Source organism: Nocardioides islandensis (assembly GCF_015352455.1).
Lineage (GTDB): Bacteria > Actinomycetota > Actinomycetes > Propionibacteriales > Nocardioidaceae > Nocardioides > Nocardioides islandensis.
Map to the genome: position 1 here is coordinate 186,695 of NZ_JADKPN010000002.1, position 18,281 is coordinate 204,975.

At 65.5% G+C, this 18,281-nt stretch carries 15 protein-coding genes; 10 read left to right on the forward strand and 5 right to left on the reverse strand.

The genetic code is table 11. The features are described 5' to 3' along the window. Window positions 1-45: 45 nt before the first annotated feature. From ISU07_RS06390 to ISU07_RS06400, 3 genes are all read right to left on the reverse strand, one after another. Window positions 46-375 (reverse strand): ArsR/SmtB family transcription factor, encoded by a 330-nt coding sequence (locus tag ISU07_RS06390; RefSeq protein WP_194705929.1) that lies wholly within the window; start codon window positions 373-375, stop codon window positions 46-48. Window positions 376-385: 10 nt separating this feature from the next. Further along, window positions 386-955, reverse strand: a complete 570-nt coding sequence (locus ISU07_RS06395) for a class I SAM-dependent methyltransferase (RefSeq protein WP_194705930.1) — start codon at window positions 953-955, stop codon at window positions 386-388. A 149-nt stretch (window positions 956-1,104) separates the two neighbouring features. Next, window positions 1,105-1,833 carry a TetR/AcrR family transcriptional regulator gene (locus ISU07_RS06400; RefSeq protein ID WP_194705931.1) on the reverse strand — a complete coding sequence of 243 codons (729 nt, stop codon included), beginning with the start codon at window positions 1,831-1,833 and terminating at the stop codon, window positions 1,105-1,107. Window positions 1,834-2,242: 409 nt separating this feature from the next. Between ISU07_RS06400 and ISU07_RS06405 the strand changes: the two genes are divergently transcribed. The 7 genes from ISU07_RS06405 (at window position 2,243) to ISU07_RS06435 (ending at window position 10,766) form a co-directional block, all read left to right on the forward strand. Further along, window positions 2,243-3,031: an FRG domain-containing protein gene (locus ISU07_RS06405; RefSeq protein ID WP_194705932.1), complete on the forward strand. Its 789-nt coding sequence runs from the start codon at window positions 2,243-2,245 to the stop codon at window positions 3,029-3,031. Next, window positions 3,028-4,188, forward strand: a complete 1,161-nt coding sequence (locus tag ISU07_RS06410; protein ID WP_194705933.1) for a DUF262 domain-containing protein — start codon at window positions 3,028-3,030, stop codon at window positions 4,186-4,188. Before ISU07_RS06405 ends, ISU07_RS06410 begins: the two co-directional genes overlap by 4 nt. Window positions 4,189-4,545: 357 nt before the next feature. After that, window positions 4,546-6,879 (forward strand): ATP-binding protein, encoded by a 2,334-nt coding sequence (locus tag ISU07_RS06415; protein WP_194705934.1) that lies wholly within the window; start codon window positions 4,546-4,548, stop codon window positions 6,877-6,879. Then, window positions 6,876-8,537, forward strand: coding sequence for a DEAD/DEAH box helicase family protein (locus tag ISU07_RS06420; RefSeq protein ID WP_194705935.1), 1,662 nt, complete (start codon window positions 6,876-6,878; stop codon window positions 8,535-8,537). Before ISU07_RS06415 ends, ISU07_RS06420 begins: the two co-directional genes overlap by 4 nt. Before the next feature lie 20 nt (window positions 8,538-8,557). Further along, window positions 8,558-9,160, forward strand: coding sequence for a hypothetical protein (locus ISU07_RS06425; protein WP_194705936.1), 603 nt, complete (start codon window positions 8,558-8,560; stop codon window positions 9,158-9,160). Further along, window positions 9,157-9,600, forward strand: a complete 444-nt coding sequence (locus tag ISU07_RS06430) for a very short patch repair endonuclease (protein ID WP_194705937.1) — start codon at window positions 9,157-9,159, stop codon at window positions 9,598-9,600. Before ISU07_RS06425 ends, ISU07_RS06430 begins: the two co-directional genes overlap by 4 nt. Further along, a complete protein-coding gene (locus ISU07_RS06435) occupies window positions 9,597-10,766 on the forward strand; it encodes a DNA cytosine methyltransferase (RefSeq protein ID WP_194705938.1) in 1,170 nt (389 codons plus the stop codon). The genes ISU07_RS06430 and ISU07_RS06435 overlap by 4 nt, the downstream gene beginning before the upstream one ends. Window positions 10,767-10,781: 15 nt before the next feature. On the opposite strand, the gene ISU07_RS06440 is transcribed toward ISU07_RS06435, so the two are convergent. Further along, complete coding sequence (locus tag ISU07_RS06440; protein ID WP_194705939.1) at window positions 10,782-11,108, reverse strand: hypothetical protein; 327 nt, start codon at window positions 11,106-11,108, stop codon at window positions 10,782-10,784. Window positions 11,109-11,592: 484 nt separating this feature from the next. After that, window positions 11,593-15,120 carry a MobF family relaxase gene (gene mobF / locus ISU07_RS06445; protein WP_323742465.1) on the reverse strand — a complete coding sequence of 1,176 codons (3,528 nt, stop codon included), beginning with the start codon at window positions 15,118-15,120 and terminating at the stop codon, window positions 11,593-11,595. Window positions 15,121-15,707: 587 nt separating this feature from the next. On the opposite strand from mobF, the gene ISU07_RS06450 reads away from it, so the two are divergent. From ISU07_RS06450 to ISU07_RS06460, 3 genes are read left to right on the forward strand one after another with little or no spacing between them, the layout of a single operon-like run. Further along, the gene (locus ISU07_RS06450) at window positions 15,708-16,118 is read left to right on the forward strand and encodes a hypothetical protein (protein WP_194705940.1); all 411 of its coding nucleotides are present in this window, start codon (window positions 15,708-15,710) and stop codon (window positions 16,116-16,118) included. Then, the gene (locus ISU07_RS06455; protein WP_194705941.1) at window positions 16,103-17,062 is read left to right on the forward strand and encodes a hypothetical protein; all 960 of its coding nucleotides are present in this window, start codon (window positions 16,103-16,105) and stop codon (window positions 17,060-17,062) included. Before ISU07_RS06450 ends, ISU07_RS06455 begins: the two co-directional genes overlap by 16 nt. Before the next feature lie 25 nt (window positions 17,063-17,087). Then, window positions 17,088-17,765, forward strand: coding sequence for an SAF domain-containing protein (locus ISU07_RS06460; protein ID WP_323742466.1), 678 nt, complete (start codon window positions 17,088-17,090; stop codon window positions 17,763-17,765). Window positions 17,766-18,281 lie beyond the last annotated feature (516 nt).

Below are 18,281 nucleotides of genomic sequence, written 5' to 3' on the forward strand. Positions count from 1 at the left end.
CGACGGTGACGTCGAATCGGACGGCTTCGCTCTGCGTCGTGCCTGTCATGGTCTCACTCCGTTTTCCTGTGGCTCGGCCTCGACGAGCCTCTTGAAGTTGATCAGCGCCGCGCTCCAGAACATCTCAAGCTCGGCGCGCATCGCACGCAGACCGTCGGGATCCACGGCATAGATGCGGCGAGTGCCCTCGGGCCGGACCCGCACCAGGTCGGCGTTCTTGAGCACCCGCAGGTGCTGCGAGACGGCCGGCCGACTGACTGGCAGCTCGCTGGCCAGGTCCGTGACCGAACGCGGTCGCACCGCCAGTCGGGCGAAGATCTCCCGCCTGGTCGGGTCAGCCAGCGCCGTCCAGGCGTCGACTGCGTAAGTGGTCACGCACGGTAAGCTACTGCTTACGGAAGCCGGAGTCAAGGCCTCGCGGCGAGCACTTCGCCATCACGAAGGAGACCTGGGGGGAAACGCCATCGGGGTGATGGCACCGAGCGTCGAAGCCGGCGCTGGCCAGCCACGCCATGCATTGGTCGGTGGTGACGTCCCGGTAGACGGCCGGGTCGAGCCGCTTGGGTAGCTGGTGTTCGCGACCACGGAACACCAGGAGGAGTCGGCCACCAGGTCGCAGGACTCGAGCGATCTCGGAGATGGTGGCCTCAGGCTTGCGCCAGAAGTAGAGGTTGTGGACCGAGAGCACGGCGTCCAGGGAGCTGTCATCGACGGGGAGCGTGATCCCGTTCCCTCGGTGAAGCGTCAGGGTCCCGGTCCGGACGAGTTCGGCGTTGCGGCGCCTGGCGAGGCGGACCATTTCCTCGGAGACGTCCACGCCCGAGACCCGGGCGCCGTGCTCGGCGAGGAGACCGAGCGTACGCCCGGGGCCGAAGCCGATCTCGAGGATGTCCTCGCCTGGGCCGGGCGCCAAGAGGTCGAGGGCCGCGTCGTTGGTCTTCGCAGTCTCCTTCACCCACAGCCGCCCGATCAGAGGACCGCCGAGTCCGTGCGGGTGGGCTGCCTGCTCAGAGAGGTACCGAGTCAGTCGTCGGGTAGCGAGGGAGAGTGCTCGTTGTGGCCAGGGTCTGCGGTCGAGTGAGCATTGGAGTGGGAGGACAGTCATCAGGCAACTCCATCTGGGTTCATCGAGCGGGTGATCATTGCGGCGAGGGTGGTTGCCACGGTTGCGTCGTCGTACGGCAACGGCGAGGCGGCTGGGTCGGGGTCGAAGCGGCAGTGCACGCCCCAGAGCACGCATAGTTCGACCGTGGTGCGCGCGACCAGGTCGACCGGGCCGGGCAGTGCGAGCAGGCCCGCCCGCTGGCGACTGTCGAGGTAGGCCTGAATGGCGGACATCTGGTCGCCGCGGCCGGTTTCGAACCAGACCTTGCCCAGTTCCGGCAACTCCGGGGCACAGCGGTCGACGAGCTTGATGGCCACGCGATTGCGGGATAGCCGCTCATAGAGGTCCACGACGATGCCGGAAAGCTCGGCAGCAGCCTCGCCAGGAGTGCTCGGCAGCCGATCACCCGCGAGCGCCTGGGTGAGAGCCAGGTCGGGGATCTCGGCCGCCAGCCGTCCCGCAACCAATTCGGCGAGCTCGCCGTCAGCGGGCGCGGGCATCGGCAGGGCGCTGTTGTCGGGCAGCGGCTCGAGTCTGTCGCCGTAGCGAACGGCGCCGGCGAACAGTGCTTCCTTGGTCGCGGCGTAACCGTAGAGGGTGCCCTTGGCCAGGCCGAGGACGTCGGCAATGTCCTGCACTTGGGTGCGCCGATAGCCGTGGGTCACGAAGACACCCACCGCGGCTTCGATGACGGCGGGGAGTCTGTCCGGAGGAATGAGACGTGCCACCCGCACACAATAACTGACCGACTCAGTCAGTCAAGGTCATGAAGCCTCCGACTTTGCTGAGAACGACTCAAACCTGAGGTTGCAGGTTTGCACCGCGACCCCGTGCGAGCGGCCCACTCAGGCAGGTGAATTGTGCTCGGCAACGTGACGTTCGCGCTGGGCGATTCGGTTCGGTCGGACGCAACGGCAATGTCGCACCGTCGTCTCCGCACGGTACGGGCGGGCGTTGGGCACGGGCCATCATGATCAATCGAGGACGTCGAGGCCCGTCCTCCTCGAGAGTCCCAGCCAGAGCGCGTTGGTCATCTTCGGGCGCGCGGTGGTCGCGCCCGAACTTGTCTCCAAGCTCAGCGACCCTCAACATTCGCCCGCGGGCGGCCACGCATAGGCCGGCTGCTAGTTTGCGTCCGTGACTGAAGGGACTGCTGAGGCGCAACCTGCACCTCCCGAGATTGGGAGTGTCCAAGACCTCCTCGTGTCCCTGCAAGCCATCACCGCCGACGGCCGCGAGTACTGGTATCGCGGCCACCGTGACAGCGGATGGTTGCTACAACCTTCTGTGTTTCGCACCCCGGGTCATCGCGATAGCGAGCAATCTATGCTTGATCGCTTTCGCCAAGAGGCAGCCACGGCCGGCCAGCCGTACTCGTTCGACAACTGGGGTTGGATCACGTTCGCGCAGCACCACCAGCTCCCCACTCGCCTACTCGATTGGTCCCAGAGCCCTCTAGTCGGGCTCTACTTCGCCTGCGAGCGCGGTCGGGAGGCCAAGCCCGACGAGGCAGAGGCGGAGGGTGAGCTGCTGATGATCGATCCCCGCGATCTCAATGAGGAAGCGGGAGACGCAGGCGGAGGACACCCCGTGCTGCTGAAGGACGGGCACTCGGCGCTCGACCACTACCGGCCAGGCCATGACGCCTCCCAGCGAATGAAGCCACGGGCAGTCATCGCTCCGATGTCCTTTGATCGAATCCGTTTTCAGACGGGCACCTTCACCGTGAGCCAACGGCCGGCAGATGGTGATGCAGTTCCCCAGCTGGCGAATGCGAGATCCCTTCGGCGCTTTCTGATCCCTTCGGGAAAGAAGCAAACCCTACGAGAGCAACTTGAAACCTTGGGTCTCACAGAGGTGACTATCTACCGTGACCTCGATCGAATCGCCGGACGAATCAAGGCGACACACAAGGGTTCGCTGTGAAGATCCGCACGGAGCCTCTGAGCGAGATTACGATCGCACGCTACGCCCACATGCGACTTGCCCTCGACTTTGAACCGGCCTACCAGCGGGAAGGCGGCGTGTGGAACCGCGAAACCCGGAGCCGGTTGATCGACTCGATCGTGAATGGGTTTGATGTCCCAAAACTATACTTTGAGCGCGCGACAAGTCGCCGGACCACCGAAGACGGACGCATAATCCAGTATGCGGTGCTGGATGGAAAGCAACGTCTCGAAGCTGTCGGAGAGTTTCTTGAGAATGAGTTGAGACTCCCGATCGACTTCGAGTACTTCGAGGACGAGAGCGTTTCGGCCGCCGGTTTCACTTTTGCGGAACTGCAGTCTGCCTACCCGAGGTTGGCGCAGCGGATCCTCGACTTCGAGCTGCCTATCGTCGGCGTCAGCTCGGACAGCATTGACCTAATCGAAGAACTGTTTCAGCGGCTTAACGCTGCCACCGCTCTGAATCACGCCGAACGACGCAACTCCGTGTCGGGCGCGACCCGGGATGCCGCCAACGCCCTGGCTGGGCACGCCTTGCTCTCTGCTCGGTCGCCGATCAAGGCCTCCCGATACAAGCACCGGGAACTGGCAGCGAAGTTCTTGGCAATCGAGCATCAGATCGATACCAGAAGCGGCCGTATCTCTGATACCAAGGCCGCCACGCTGATGGATTTGTTCCTCGCAAGCCGCGGGAACCCGCCACGGATTAGCGCAGTCGATATGGCCAGGTACCAAGCGGCCGCCACCGCCGTGCTGGATCGTATGGCCGGGCTCTTCGTAGATGACGACCCCCTTCTCCGCTCGGTCGGTACGCTCGTCGTCTATTACATCGTCTTCCGGGACCCGCAACTCATCGCGAGCGCTTCGAGGGAGCGGCTGCAACGCTTCGAAGAACTGCGTCGACTCGCCTCGCGGATGGACGAGGACGACCCTGCGTTCTCGCGGCCGGCAAACAACCGACTCCGCGAGTACAACATCTTCGTGCAGTCCTCAAACGACGGTGGCGCGCTTAGCCGCCGAGCAGAGATCCTGGAGGCTTACCTCAAGGGTTATCAGAATCCGGACGAGCTCGCTGCCCTAGATGCTGTTGGGGACAACGAGAGCCCAGGGCAAGATGATCTCGAAGACGAGAACTAATCCGTCACTGGGCCGACTGTCTGGTTCCGTGGTCGAGTCTGCGACCTTTCTGGAAGCGGTCGCCGAGCGTCCTTCTGCTGACGTCATCACGGAGCCGATGCCTGCCACCGGAGCGCCGATTGACCTCCTGATCAGCGTATTGGCAATCGTCCGGCGTCATGGGGCGAAGGCGAAGCCCGTCCCCGCAGACCTGTCGTAGAGGTTGCCTCGGGCTCCATCGCCAGCGCGCTAGGAGCCAGTTGAGGCCCACGCACGCCCGTTCTTCAGCCAAGTCAACCGGTTCCGTCGGACGCGGCAGTTAGGGTCGTACGGTCGCACCAAGACGGAGCCGACGAGGGGTCGAGGGAAGGATCAACTGTGGTCGACGAGGAGGTCTCCATCGGCGAGGAGAGCATCGATGTCACGCCGCATCCGCGGCTGTTGGCGGTGCTCGGCGACATCGAGTTCGCGCCGTGGCAGTGCCTAGCCGAGTTGATCGACAACGCCTTCGATGACTTCCTGTCGGATCCTCCGGAGGACGATGCGCCGACGGTCACCATCAGCCTGCCCAGCCGCACATCTGACCACCGGGACGCGCAGGTCTGGATCAGCGACAACGGCCGGGGTATGAGCCTCGAGCACCTCAACATGGCACTGTCCGCCGGATGGTCGAGCAACGCCCGCTACGGCAAGCTCGGACTGTTCGGCATGGGCTTCAACATCGCGACGGCTCGACTCGGCAACACAACCCAGGTCCGCACGACCCGTACTGGGGACTCCGAGTGGGTGAGTGTCACACTGGACCTCCGAAAGATGGCCAACCAGGACAACTTCGTCGTGCCGGTCATCCGCGAGCCTAAGGATGATCCGGCTGAGCACGGGACCCAGGTCATCGTCAGCGACCTGAAGCAGGAGCAGCACGACCTGCTGTCGCGTCAGCAGACCAAGATCCGGGACCTGCTCGGCGACGTGTACTCGTATCTCCTGCGCGACCGTGACTTCTCCCTCCGAGTGGACGGCAAGGCCGTGCAGCCGCTGCTGCCCTGCATCTGGAACAAGGACCGTTCAGTGGTGCAGCGGGGCGTCAAGTACCCGGCATACATCGAGATCGATAAGGAGTTGCCGTCGCTGAACGCCTGCCACGACTGTGGCCGTTGGCAGGATCTTACGGTCCGCGAGTGCGAGGAGTGCGGCAGCACCGAGCTGGAGGAGCGCGAGCGCCGGATCACGGGTTGGCTGGGCATCCAGCGCTACTCCCACAAGTCCGACTTCGGCGTCGATTTCCTCCGCAACGGTCGCAAGATTCTCGTTCGTGACGTGGGGATCTTCGCTTGGGAGGACCCGAATGAACTCGGTGCTCGCCCCGACAGCGAGTACCCGATTGAGGTGCCCAACGAGGGCCGGATCGTGGGCGAGATCCACATCGATCACGTACGGGTCAACTATCAGAAGAACGCATTTGAGTACAACACGATCGAGTGGAAGCAGGTTGTTCGCACGCTGCGCGGGGACGGTCCTCTCCGTCCGAATATCGCGCGCGACGCCGGTTACCCGCCCAACGAATCCCCGATCGGTCGTCTCTTCACCGGCTACCGACGAATGGATCCCGGCCTCAAGTATCTGGTCCCCGGCGATGGCGACCACGCGATCCACGAGAAGGCCCGTGAGTGGGCGAAGTTGTTCCGCAAAGGTGACCCTGAGTACCAGGACGACCACATCTGGTACGAGCAGGCGAAGCAGCACGACGAGCCGAAGGTCATCGTGCCTCCTGAGTCGACCGACCCGGGAGACGGCGGCGACGACGACGCTCGATCCCGGCTGGACATTCCAGAGCCCACTGACTCGCAGCCGCAGCCCGGGGATCCGACGCCGCCACGTGAGACCGAGGACCAGAAGCAGGAGCGGTACCGCCAGCACGGCGAGGTCCTCCACGACATCTCCGGTGAGTACGCGTTGCCTGGCTTCGGCAATGCCCTGAAGGTGACCGTCTACGGCCTGAACGGCACCGAGGTCGCGGACACGAACGGCCAGCGGGTTCCCGTCTTCGTTCAGCAGCAGCGCGGAACCGACGTTCACGTGTTCGTGGACTTCGGCCACAGTCTCTTCACTGACTTTGGCGCGGACCCGCGGGAGTACGCCGTCCTTGGGATCGCCGAGCACATCCGAGATCGTCGAGGCAGTAATCAGGCGCTCAGCTCGATCATCGCTGACCTGATGGATCGTTGCCTTCCCGACCAGAAGGTGACCCCGACGGCGCTCGGCGGGGCCGCGCACACTTTGCTTGACCGCGTCCGGCGCACGATGCGGCCGGTGATCTCGGGCAACTCGGAGGGTTTCTGGGGCTACGTGATGGAGCCTGAGCAGGCTGCCGCCGAGCAGCGGTTCGCTCAGGAGGGCATGGATGCCGATTGGCAGGAGGCTCGAGAGAGCGGCACCTGGATTCTGTACACGTCCTCTGCTGCCCTCTCCCGGCTCATCCAGCAGCGTCCTGGCGAGTTCCTCGATGGCCGAGTGTTCCGGGCGCCTTACCAGACATTCACGGACAGCCACGCCCGTGCGCTCACGGTCAACCGTCTGATCGGATACCTCAACGACGCCGGCCAATTGGCGGAGCACCAGACACGGCGGCGGCCCGATGAGCTCAACCGCGGTCGGCTGAGTTGCCGCCTCCTGGAAGCGGAGCTGGTCGACGCGCCCGAGGACTCGTCTTGAGCGACTCCTTCGTTGATCCCAGGCACCTCATCCTCGGAGGTGAGCGTCGGTTCACCACGCAGGTTGAGCGGCTCCTTGGCCTACTGCGGTATAGCGACATCTCGAACATCGACGGCTCCGGCGACGAAGGCGGCGATCTGCTCGGCACGATCGCCGGCCAGACTTGGGTGTTCCAGGCCAAGTGGCAGAAGCAGGGCAGCGTTCCAAAGAGTGCGGTCGATGAGGTCTCCAACGCAATGGACCACTACCGCGCGGACCGCGGCGTTGTCGTTACCAACGTTCGCCCCAGCCGTGACGCTGTGGCGCGCGCTCAAGTCCTGGCTCGCACCGGCCAGCGCATCGACTTCTGGACCGGCGCCGACCTGCTGCAGCTGTGGGAGCAAGCTGCGGACCAGCCGGTGCGCATCCGGCTGCGGGACTACCAGAGCGAAGCCGTTGCCTCGTTGATCGAGGACCTCGACACCGAGGGCCGTGCGCTCCTTGTGCTCGCCACCGGCCTGGGGAAGACCGTCGTCGGCGGAGAGGTGATCGCTCACCACCTCTCATTGGACCCGAAAGCCGACATCCTGGTGGCTGCTCACACCAAGGACCTCGTCGCGCAACTTGAGCGCGCTCTGTGGAGGCACCTGCCGAAGACGGTGAAGACCCAGGTGCTTACCGGCGACGAGAAGCCCAAGGACCTGCGCGGGGTCACCTTCGCGACCGTTGCGAGTGCCCTCAACGTGGCGCTCGCGGGTTACCGACCCTCCCTGGTCATGGTCGATGAGACCCACCATGTGGGAAAGGACGGTCAGTACGGACAACTGCTGGCCGAGTTGAGCGACTCCAGTCAGTTCGGGGTCACCGCGACTCCGTGGCGTGGTGACAAGTACGACATCGAGACCCATTTCGGGCCTGCCTCCTACAAGTTGGGCATCGGCGAGGGAATGCGCCTCGGCTACCTCGCCCAGGTCGACTATCGGCTGTTCCTTGACAACATCGACTGGGATGTCGTCAAGGACGTGTCACGGCGCTCCTATTCGATGAAGGAACTCAACTCCAAGTTGTTCCTGCCGCAGCGAGACGAGGCGATCCTTGACGAGCTGAGCGCAGCCTGGCGGTCGACGCTCGACCCGCGGGCCATCGTGTTCTGCCAGACGAAGGAGCACGCTGAACGCATGGCGGAGCTGATCCGCCGCACGCCAGAGTGGTCCAACACCCAGGCAATCCACGAGGGCTTGAAGGTTCGCGATCGACAGCTTCGCCTTCTGGACTTCCGATCCGGCCGGGTCCCGATCTTGACTGCCGTCGACATCCTGAACGAGGGCGTCGACGTGCCCGATGTGAACATCATCTGCTTCGTCCGCGTCACCCACAGTCGTCGGATCTTTGTCCAGCAGTTAGGGCGGGGACTGCGGCTACGCGAGGGCAAGCACAAGGTGATCGCGCTCGACTTCGTCAGTGACCTGCGTCGCGTCGCGGCCCTGCTCAACTTGCGCAGGCAGAACAATGCGGACGAGATCGAGGTCGTCCCCGACGTGCCTCAGCCCGAGATCAGCTTCAGCGACGCTCGGGCCGAGTCTCTCCTCGAACAGTGGATTCTTGACGCCGCTGACCTTGAGACGGCGAACGATGACGCACGTCTCCAGTTCCTCGACCCCGACCTCCCCGCATCATGAGTGCCGCAGAGTCCCGCCGCGTGCCGAAGGATCAGATCGACGGTGTGGTCAAGGCTCTATATGCCGCCGCGGATCGGCTCGACTGGGAGCACCTGCCGCCCAACAATCGGACCGCGCAGTACGACGATTGGGTGACCGATCCCGAGATCGGCGGCGTCCTCACCAAGTACATGAGCAGTGAGAACGCCCGCTCTTGGATCAAAGACGGCCCTATGAAGGAGTACGGACGGGCTCGCCTCGGAGCCGGGAGGTACGCGAGGTTCGGCACATCCATCGGGCCCACCGCTGAGCAACTCGTCCAGCACGCTCTCGGCTCGGAAGCCGCGGTGGTCGACAACAGCCAGGGGGTCAAACCCTTCCACTGTCTCGCCAAGGTGGATGGCTCGGCGACCTACGTGGTGTGGGACGCGGCGAAGAACTTCCGCCACTTGGTCTGGGCAACGATCAACTACCTCGCGAGCAACCCGAGCCATAAGGGCTGCATCGTGATCTTGGAGACGTTGGATCACCCAGTCACGCGTGGAGAGAGGGCGCACCACGGGCGGATCGCTGAGCGCTGTTCCATCGCCATCAAGTACTACCGCGTGGCGTCTCGCCAGTCGAAAGGCGGCGAGCAGGCGTGACACGCGATCCCCAAACGACCTCCCGAATCATGTCGGCGGTCAGGCATACCGGGACCCGACCAGAGATGGCCCTGCGCCGTGAGCTGCACAAGAGAGGACTCCGTTTCCGAGTGTCTACGAATCTCGTGGGCAAGCCCGACATCGTGTTCGGGCCGGCCCGGGTCGCTTGTTTTGTGGATGGCGACCGTTGGCACGGCAACGGATGGCGGACACGTGGCTACAAGTCCTTCAAGGACGAGTTCCGCCACGCGAACTCAGACTTTTGGATGAAGAAGATCAGCCGCAACATGCAACGAGACGCTCAGGTCACCGAGGCGCTGACCAACGACGGCTGGGAGGTGATACGCGTCTGGGCGTCCGACGTCGAGCGTGATGTCGTCCGGGTGGCGGATCGGGTCGAACTTGCCGTTCGCAGTCGGCGGGAGGGCACCGGCCGATGAGCAACTCGTTGACCTCGGTGGAGCTGTTCGCGGGCGGCGGCGGCATGGCCCTCGGGACTCGCAATGCCGAGTTCGAACACCTTGCGCTGGTCGAGTGGTACAAGCCCGCCGCGACGATCCTTCGATACAACGCGGAGCTTCACCCGAACCTGTGGAACAAGGACGATGTGCACGAGAAGGACGTCCGCATCTGGCTCAATCAGACCGACCTCAAGGAAGGGCAGGTCGACCTAGTAGCGGGCGGACCCCCGTGCCAGCCGTTCTCGCTCGCAGGTGTGCATGCTGGCGATGAGGACGATCGGAACATGTTTCCGGCGGCATTGGAAGTCGTGCGGAAGCTGCGTCCGAAGTTCGTGATCTTTGAGAACGTCCCGGGGCTCACGAGGCCGTCCTTCTCGCCATACTTCTCCTACATCCGGCATCAGCTCGAGAAGCCGACTGTGACCCCCAATGAGGATGAACTCTGGACAGAGCACGATGCTCGGATCAAGAAGGCTCAGCCACGTTCCTTGCGGTACCACGTCACCCAGCATCTGGTCGACGCCGCTGACTTCGGCCTCCCGCAGAACCGGCGCCGCGTCTTTCTGGTCGGGATCCGAACGGACCTTCCGAACGCCGATACCTGGCCAGACAAGATCGACGGCGAGTTCAGCCGCGACGCTCTGCTCTACGACCAGTGGGTCACGGGCGACTACTGGACCTCACATGGCATGGCGATGCCCGTACTTCCTGACGGCATGGAGGAGCGCAAGCGAGAGCTTAAGGAGCTAGGCCGTCCGGAGACGGAACGCTGGCAGACCATCCGCGACGCTGTCGTGGGGCTACCCGAGCCCGTTGATGGCGTCGATGCCGATGGCTTCATTAACCATCGAGGGATACCAGGTGCTCGTGCCTATCCCAAGCATTCGGGAAGCCCCTACGACTGGCCGGCCAAGACCATCAAGGCCGGAGTCCACGGAGTCAGTGGTGGCGAGGCGATGATTCGGTTCGATGACAACTCGCTGCGCTACTTGACCGTGCGCGAGTCGGCTCGCATCCAGGGGTTCCCCGATGACTACGAGTTTCCGGGTGCCCGTTCCCGCAGCATGGGGGCAATCGGAAACGCAGTCGCCGTGCCGATCGCGGAGTTGCTTGCGCGACGGCTCAGGAACCACATGGGGCTCTGAACGCCGCGCACACCGCTACCCTTCGGGACCCTCCACCCAAGTCCACCCGGTGAAGTCGTAGACGGCGCGTCCGTCAGGGAGCGTGTCCACCTTCGGGAACTCGTCCGCAGGATCGTCGTCGTCAGACCGGCTGCACACCAGGGTGTCCCCCACCTCGGTGGCCCAGCCCCAGATCCCGTTCGGATCATTGCGTCTCCACGCATCGAGGAAGTTGCCGAAGGCGTCTGCGGTGGCCAAGGGCCGGAGCCATCCATTCCAACGATCATCCAGGACCGAGACGACCCTCAACCCCAGCTCGGGGACGAGGTTCTCAGGGGCGCTGTCGAGGTAGACGATGGCCACCCGACGATTGTCGACTGCGTCAGGCACACGTGCCACCGTTCTGAGAAGGGCGCCTGCTTGACGCGGCGGCGACTGCGAGTTCTCGCGCGCAGCCGAAGGCCACTAGACACGATGCAAGCCCGAACTTGATCGCGTCCCACGCAAGGACCAGGACCACGAGATTCAGCCAGCTCGGCGCTCCAGCGGCGACCCACACATCGACGACTCGCATCGCGAGGAGAAGGATGATCGCGATGGCCCCGAGGAGCAGCACCAAGCGCCATCTCGGCGGTGCCAGCCGCGCTCGAGAGATCACCAGATTCGTGGGCGCGTACGCATGCAGCCAGCGGTGACCAGCCGCCACGAGGAGCAAAACGGGCAATGCGATCAAGAACAACATGGGCGGCCTCCCTTGGACTCGGACGGGACACCTTGGTCGTACGGCACAACGGAACATCCGCCACGACTGCGTCACCAACCTGTGGACGGCCACGACTTGTGACGTCTATGGAGTCGATACGGCACGAACTTGAGCGACCGGCGCACGCAGCACCGGCGCGCGGATGGACGAGACGCGCACCGCCTCGCGGGCGGCAGCGAGGGCGCGCAGGCGGTCGGCCCGTTGAGCGTCGCTAGTGGCCCCTCCGCCAGTCGGCAGATCAGACTCGATCTTGTAGCGATCACGGTACGCGGCGACTGTCGCTGCCGCGTGTAGCCAGGATTCGTTGGCCACCGGCTCGGTCGGCGCTGTCCCCAATCGGCCCACCCAAGGCGCACCGGCGTCGACAGCTGCGGCAGCCAGCGCATAGGCCCGTGTCTCGATGAGATCCGCGCGCTCGTCGATTGACCGCCGGTCCTCAGCGGACATCTCCCCCAATGGCTCCGGGATGAGACCGGCGATCAGGCGCGGACGCATTCGGCAGCCGCGAGGCGTGGACACCGCTGCCTGCTCGACCCGGTACTGAAGCACCGCTGCGATGTCTTCAGCGTCGTCGAGTTCGTGCTGCTTCACAATCCGAGGGGCGAGGCGATCGAGATCGTGGTGGTGGGCCTCCGCTCGGCGGAGGGACGCCGCGAGCGGTCCGAAGGCGCTCGACTGGACTACCGCTTCGTGCTGTTCAGGCGTGAGACCGGACCGTCGGAGGAGGTCCACGAACCGATCGCTTTGGGCGTCCGCCGCGATCGTCTCGAGTTCGGCGGCGAGGCGATCGATGCCGCCGTGGATGGCGTACTCGGCCTCCATCGTCTGGTGCGCGGACATGCTTGCTCCGCTGTGTTGAAGCACCCCGTAGAGCACAGTGCGAGCCGTGACGTCGTCTGGCTCGGGAGTCGAGTGGCTGTCGTCTGGCTTGTCGAGAGCTACATAGGCGATGTTCGACTCCCGGCCGCGGCTCATGGACACGTAGAGGTTCTCCCGGGTCGTCGTCGGTGTGACGACGACGTGGGAGGTGTCGACAGTGATGCCCTGAGCCCGATGGGCGGTGACGGCGTAGCCGAGGTCGACATACTCGCCGACATACTCCGGTGGCAGCACGGTCTTGCCTCGACGTCGTGGATCGAGCCGGTCGACCAGCATCGAGCCGTCGCGGCGGATGTCGACCACCCGCCAGCGGTCGCCGTTCTTGACCCAGCCGCCGCCGGAGGTGCGAACAGTGCGCTCGTTGCGCCGGGTGATGACCACATCCCCGACCGAGGCGCTGTTGCCGGCGGCCAGCGGGATCTCACGACCATCAACAGCGCCGTCGAGCAGCAGCCGTTCGGCGCGGGCCCGCTCGTTCAGATTCCGCACGGCGTGGGATGACTCGGTCACGAGGATGCTTGCCTTGCCGGCCCTGCAGTCCGCGCGCCACGCCTCGTAGGCCCGGTCGAGTATCTCGTCGGTCTGTCCTTCGCGGACTCGCTTCTGGCGGATGTACGTCGAGATGACCTCGACCTCACCTCGACGAAGTGCGAGGGAGGCGTGCCTCTCCCACTCGTTCACGAAGCGATGAATGTCGGTCAGTTCAGGGGAGTCGGTGCGGCGGTCGACGAGGAGCGCGAAGGCGCCCCCGGCTTCGACGGACTGAAGCTGATACGGGTCACCGACGAGCAGGACCTTGGCTCCCGCGGCCTCCGCGATGCCACTGATCCGGTCGAGGGTGGTCGTTCCCGCGAGCGTGGCCTCATCGATGATCACCAGTTGCCCTGCGCGCAGATCCGTGCGTCCCTGGTCGTACTCATGCAGCCACTTCGCCGTGTTGTCACAGGCGATCCCCAGGTCGTCGGCCAGCGCCTGGGCAGCTGTCGCCGATGGCGCCAGCCCAATGACACTCTTCTGTCCATGCTCGACCAACCACGCGGCGCGAAGCGCCCGCATGGTTGTCGTCTTGCCAGCACCCGCCGGTCCAACCAGCAGGTCCAAGTGCCGACCAGACGCGGTGATGCTCTCGAGGGCGGTCCGCTGCTGCGGGCTCAGTCCGGCCTTCGAGTGCGTCACCACCCGTGCCAGCGCGCTGGGACGCACGGTCGGTGCGGTAGTGCCTTCCGACCGGTTCAGGAGTCGTGCTTCTGCCTCGATGATCGCGGTCGATGAGTACTTGGCCGAGTGCCGCGGTCGGAAGAGGCTCGTGCCGTCTTCGCGTTGGAAGCGAACCGGACTGATCGCCAACTCCGGCGGAGTCAGCGACACCGAGTGACCCTGAGCTGCGTCGACCACCATGGACACCACCGCCTCGCGGTCCGAGGTGGTTGCGAACCGGAGGTCCATCGTCTGCTTCGACGCCTCGGCCATGAGGTTCCAGTGGGTCCACACTGATCTCTTCACCTCGACCGCGGCCACGACGTCAGTTCCGATGGCCTCGATCGCTATCAGGGGAACGTCATCGGCGGTGAGCGGAGCGCCAGCCGCGCCACAGAGCGAGGCGGCCCATGCTGTCGCGTCGGCCCCCAGTCGCTCGGATGCGCGGCGTCGCCACTCGGCGGTCAGGTCAGCGAGAGACCGCAGCTCCTTGGGTGGGCGGGTGGCCAAGGTCGCCTGGGCACGGAGCTCGACGATGACCTTGGGCGACGGCATCCGACCGTGCCTCGCGACGTACTCCCCGATGAGCTCGTCCTTCTTAAGCGCGATCTCGCGGGTGCGACTCGAGAACTCGGCTATGAGCTCATCGATGACGCCGACGACCTCCCACTGCGGGTTGCGGTCGGCGCCGCGTTCGCGACGTTCCCATTCGACGCCGATGCCCTGGCTGAGTCGGTCGGCCAGCAGCGCGTTGTAGTGCGCTGAAAGTCCTGTCACGGATGAGAACACCGGGCGGCCATCGAGGCTGCGCCACCGACCGTCCATCACAGTCAGAACCTTGTTGGACACCACCACGTGGGTGTGGAGCTGTGGATCACTGGCTCGGGAGTCGAAGTGGTCGTAGGCGACGGCGGCGACCCCGGCGACGCTGACCTGAGCCACGGCGCCGTCGCTGTCTGAGATGCCCGCCCGGGTCGCGGCCACCTCGCGCTCGAAGAAGTCCATGACGTCAGCGACTGCCGAATGATGCGCGTCCGCGATCCGCTCCTGGGTGGCCGCGTCGGCGACTGCCCACAACACCGACACGGACTTCGGGACGCTAAAGGTGAGATCGAAGCCAGCAACGGCGTGGCGCATGCCGGCGGCCGTTTCCTCGGTCTCGATCCTGCTCGTCTCGGCCGCGCAGTCATCCTGGGTCATCTCCGGATCGAGGGCCGCCACTCGCTCGTTGATGCGGTCCGCCAGGCGCTTGTACGTCGGATACGCACGTCCGAGCTGCTCCCCAGTGATCGGGTCTCGCCCCATGCCGATCAGCAGCGCGAGCTGCTCCTCGGTCACCTGCATTCGCGCGGCCAGCTGACCGCTCCCCAAGGCCCGGACTCCAGAGCCAAGCCAGCGGCCGGGCGGCGTACCGATCTCGGAGTAGTACCGGGTGAGTGGCGTCGACAGGGCTCTGCTGCCGTCGCCCGCGGCGACGCTGCGCAGCAGGTATTGGTAGCCGCTGCCCGCGGACATTCGCCGCAGCGAGACAGTCACCGCCTTTTCCGTTCCACAGCCCTCAGGTGCGCTTCTCCATCCACAGACCCCTCGATCTGCAATCCGTGTGAAGGCGAAGAGGGGCTGGGTGCACGAGAGGGGCGGACGGGGCGGAGTGCGGGACGAGCGAAGCGGCGAGAGGTGGAGGGCGTGGCAGGGAGGAGGTAGAGGAAGGACGTGGGGCGAGAAAAGGGGAGGAGGGTAGGCCCGGAGAGTTGGAAGTCAGAGAGCACCTGAGCAGCGGGCCCGGAAGGCATAGAAGAGCCGGGTGCGAAACCGACAAACGGCCTTTACGATGAGGCCCAGACGATGCCCGCACGCCACGCGGCTTCGTTTGCGCCTCACGCCGAACGGCGAGAGGAGCAGGACACACACCCATGAAGATTCGACTCGGGCTGATCTCCTGGGCGACCGGCGTAACCATGTTGGTCGCGGTCTCCGCATGTGGCGAGAGCGACACCGATCCCCCGGCGACCGCCGAGCCGTCGTCGACGTCGACGAGCTCACCGACGCCGAGCGCGTCGCCGAGCTCTCCGTCCGACGCAGCGAGCGCCGATGCCACCGAGTCGGTACGGAGTTACTTCACGGTGGTCGACCAGCTCCGTAGCGATCCTGCGGCCGACCTCAAGAAACTGAAGTCCGTCGCGACGAGCGCGCAGCTGAACGCCGTGGAGACCCTCATCGGCCGGCAGCGCGACGAGGGCCAGCGTCAGACCGGCACCACAATGATCAACGAACTGCAGGTGCAGTCGGTCAATCTCGACAACTCCGACCCGAAGGCTGGCAAGGTGCCGACGGTCGTCATCGACGTCTGCTGGGACGTGAGCAAGGTCGACGTGATCGACAAGAGCGGCAAGTCGATCGTCTCCCCCAACCGCCCGGACACCGGGTGGACCCGCTACTCCGTCGCGAACTACGACTACGCCGCCGATCCGAGCGGCGGCTGGCGCGTGGCGACGGGCCAGGACCTCAAGCAGACGCCATGCACGGCATCCTGACTCGCCTCCTCCTGACTGCGGTATTTGCCGCCGGCTTCTCCGTCCTCGTCCACGCCCCGTCATACGCGGACACCGTGTGCTCGCAGACCGACCCGGCGACGGGCGAGTGCCTCATCTGGATCGAGGTGCCGGGCACCCCCGGTACGCCAGGTGAGCCAGGCGACGACGGGCCCCAGGACACCGGAAGCGGAGCGGCCTGCTACTGGGATGGCACCAGCCAAGGCATCACGAAGCCTCCACCCGGGCCTGTGCCCTGCTCATCGCCCGCGGGCTACTGGTCGAACAGCTACAACTGCTACATCAGTCCGGTCGAGCCCCAGCCGCCAGCGGGCGACCCGAGCTGGCAGGGCCACGAGCCCGGCGACGGGGCGGTCTACAACTGCTACCAGCCGCAGACAGGTCTGCTCATCACCATCTGGTCGCAGGACCCGCCACCGAACTCCGGCACGGGACCAACACCGCGTGAAGTGGCACAGATCGCGATCGAGCAGATGCATCTATCTGCCATCAACATTGGCATCGCGCCCGAGCCGGGTCCGGACAGCATCGGCCTGGTCGGCATGCCGGTCTGGATGTGGGCCAAGGACCCGAACGCCCACACCGTCGGCCCCATTACTGAGAGCGCCTCTGCCGGCGGCATCACGATCACGGCCACCGCGAAGGTCCTCCACATCACCTGGGACATGGGCGACGGCACCGAAGTTGTCTGCGAAACGGCCGGCACGCCGTACAAGCCGTCGTACGGGCGGGAGGACTCACCCGACTGCGGCCACACCTACACGAAGTCGAGCGCGCACGAGACCGATGACGCGTACACCGTCACCGCCACGTCGAGCTGGGTCATCACCTGGTCGGGCGCCGGCCAGACGGGGACGATCCGGCTCGACGGCCTCAACCGCTCAACACAGATCCGGATCGGCGAGGCGCAGGTGCTCGTGAACTGACGAGCTGCGCGGGAGGTACGACGAAGTGTCCACAACTACCCGAGAGGACCGGAGGACCGGCCCGCGCCCCACCGCGCCGGACACCGCCACCAGCATCACTCCTCCGCCCAAGCTCCGGAGACGCCCCGCGCTCGTCGTCGCCGCGGTCATCGTGACTGCGCTCGGCTGCCTGCTCGGCGCGTGGGCCTGGAGCGCGACGACGAACACCCAGGAGGTGCTCGCGGCGCGAGACACGATCCACCGCGGCGAGGTGATCGAGGCCGAGGACATCCAGCGAATCCGGATCAGCGGCGACCCAGCGCTGTCGCCGCTGCCCGCGTCGGCGTACGAAGACATCATCGGTCAGCGGGCAGCACTCGACATCTCGGCTGGCGGCCTGCTCACGAACGAGTCGACGGCGGACGAGCCGCTACCTCCGCAAGGCCAGTCGATCGTCGGGATCTCTCTGACACCCGCGCAGGTCCCCGGAATGCCGCTGTACGGCGGCGACAAGGTCCGCATCATCGTCACGCCAGGCGACAACGGCGAGGCGCCGGCCAACGCCCCGCCCTTCACCGTCGCCGAGGTCGTCGGCACGTACGTGGACGAGACAACAGGCAACACGGTCGTCAACGTCCTGGTGCCTTATCCCGACGCGGGCGTCCTCGCCGCACGAGCCGCCACCGGGAACGTCGCGTTGGTGCTGGACTCGGGAGCCGAGTGATGGCTGTCATCTGCCTGACTTCCGCGTCCGGATCGCCCGGTGTGACGACGACGTCCGTGGGCCTCGCGTTCTGCTGGCCGCGCCCTGTGCTTCTCGTCGAGGCCGACCCGACCGGCGGCTCGGGGGTTCTCGCCGGATTCATGAAGGGCACGACGCCGTACGACGCCGGGCTGGTCGAGCTGGCGCTCTCGCCGCTTAGCACGGCGGATGCGCTACGGGACGTCGTCATGCCCCTGAGCCCGAACGTCTCCATCGTCGCGGGAACGCGGACGCACGCCCAGGCAGCTGCACTCCGCGACATGTGGGAACCCCTCGACGCGGCCTTGCGCGAACTGGAAGCGAGCGGGCAGGACGTCATCGTCGATGCGGGCAGGCTCGGACTGACGGGATCGCCGCAGCAACTCCTGGACTCGGCTGACGCAACCCTGCTGGTCACTCGCGCCGACCTGCCCTCGATCTCCGCCGCACGCTCGTGGGCCGAGACCGTTCGCCAGCCCGGGAGCGGATGGAGACACC

What these genes read in the sequence shown, in the direction of transcription:
- ISU07_RS06455 (WP_194705941.1), top strand. Translation starts at nt 16,103, where the DNA reads ATGCACGGCATCCTGACTCGCCTCCTCCTGACTGCGGTATTTGCCGCC.
- ISU07_RS06435 (WP_194705938.1), top strand. Translation starts at nt 9,597, where the DNA reads ATGAGCAACTCGTTGACCTCGGTGGAGCTGTTCGCGGGCGGCGGCGGC.